Origin of the sequence: Pseudomaricurvus sp. (assembly GCF_965662505.1) — a bacterium.
GTDB lineage: Bacteria > Pseudomonadota > Gammaproteobacteria > Pseudomonadales > Cellvibrionaceae > Pseudomaricurvus.
Genome location: NZ_CBFIHX010000233.1, coordinates 1 through 2,033, shown reverse-complemented (window position 1 = coordinate 2,033; position 2,033 = coordinate 1). Strand labels below are relative to the sequence as shown.

The 2,033-nt window shown below is 54.4% G+C and carries 1 protein-coding gene; it reads right to left on the bottom strand.

The window, feature by feature from the left end:
• The coding region (locus ACTG33_RS17050) for an efflux RND transporter permease subunit (RefSeq protein ID WP_439136457.1) at positions 1-2,033 on the bottom strand (2,033 nt) is incomplete at both ends.

Sequence of the window (2,033 nt, the reverse complement as noted above, 5' to 3'; positions counted from 1 at the left end):
CGAGATCCCGATCACGTACATTAGCGGTGACCACTACTCTGCGCTTACCGTTTTCACGACTGATCTGTGCCGGCGCCAACTGCATTTTCAGCTCCGCCACTTCACTCAGAGGCACAAAACCACCGGCAGGCAAAGGCACCGGCAGGTACTTCAGGCGTTCACTGTCGCGGCGCAGGGATTCCGGCAGTCGCACCACCAGGCTGAAACGGCGATCGCCTTCAAATATCAAACCGGTCTCTTCACCGCCAACCCCCATAGACACCAGATCCTGCAAATCGTCCACGCTCAAACCGTAACGTGCCAGTGTCATGCGCTTTGGAATTACAGACAACATGGGCAGACCAGTGACCTGCTCCACTCTCGCATCCACCGCGCCATCTACCGATTGCACAACGGCTAATACGTCATTGGCAGACGCCAACAACTGATCCAGATCATCACCAAATATCTTAATCCCCAGATCCGCTCGCACTCCGGAAATCAGTTCGTTGAAGCGCATTTCAATGGGCTGAGTGAATTCGTAATTATTCCCCGGCAAGGTGTGCACCGCGGTTTCTATGTCAGCCACGAGATCTGATTTGGATCGTTGTGGGTCTGGCCATTGATCACGAGGTTTCAGGATTAATATCGTATCGGCGACATTGGGAGGCATGGGATCTGTGGCCACCTCCGGAGTACCGATTTTAGAAAACACCTTATCAATTTCCGGAAACGCCTTAAGTCGGTCTTCCAGCGCTTTTTGCATCTCCACGGATTGTTCCAGCCCGGTACCGGGAATGCGCATAGCGTGCATGGCAATATCCCCTTCATTAAGCTGAGGAATAAACTCTGAGCCAAGAGCCGTCAATAACCATAGACACACAACAACCAATAACGACGCAGCGCTCACAACAACCCATCGGAATTTTAACGCCAATTCCAGTAGTGGCCGGTAGACGGACTTACTCGCGGAAATTACCCGGCTTTCACGCTCATTGACCTCACCGTTCATAAAAACAGCCACCGCAGCGGGCACCAGCGTGAGCGATATCACCATGGCCGCCAATAACGCCATAACCACAGTAGCCGCCATGGGGTGAAACATTTTCCCTTCCACGCCGGTCAGTGAAAAAATCGGAATGTACACCACCGTGATAATGGCCACCCCAAACAAACTGGGTCGGATGACTTCGGCAGTAGCCTCAAAAACCAGCTGCAATCGCTCACGCAAATCGGGAATGCGAGGCTTGCTCTCGCCAGCCACAGGTTTCTGCGCCAGAGCCAAACGGCGGATGCAGTTTTCGACAATAATGACCGCACCATCGACAATCAAACCGAAATCCAGCGCGCCCAGACTCATGAGATTTGCAGACACCCCGGCGCGCACCATACCGGTCATGGTCGCCAACATGGCCAGCGGAATCACCGCCGCCGTAATCAAAGCCGCACGTAGATTGCCCAGTAATAACAGCAATACCACCACAACCAACAGCGCACCTTCCAGCAGGTTTTTCTGTACCGTCGCAATCGCCTTGTCCACCAGAGTGGTGCGATCGTATACGGTTTCTACCCTTACACCCTTCGGCAAAGACGGTTTAATCGACTCCAGCTTGTCAGCCAGATCACGAGCCACCTCGCGGGAGTTGGCCCCCACCAGCATCATCGCCGTGCCCAGTACCGTCTCCCTGCCATCGCGGGTAGCGGCTCCCGTACGCAGGGCTTTGCCAATCGCCACATCGGCAACCTGCTTCAACGTAACCGGCACTGAGCCGTGTCGTCCCACCACCACGTTTTCAATGTCGTTGATAGACGCGAGCTGCCCCGGGGAACGCACCAAAAACTGCTGGCCATTGCGTTCAATGTACCCTGCACCCCGGTTGTTATTGTTACGGCGCAACGCCTCGGCAACCTCCGCAAAGGTCACCCCCAATTCCAGCATCCGAACTGGATCTGGCAACACGTGATACTGCTTGTCAAAACCACCAATGGTATTGATTTCCACCACACCTTTAACCTGCGCCAACTGTGGCTTGATGATCCAGTCCTGCACCTCG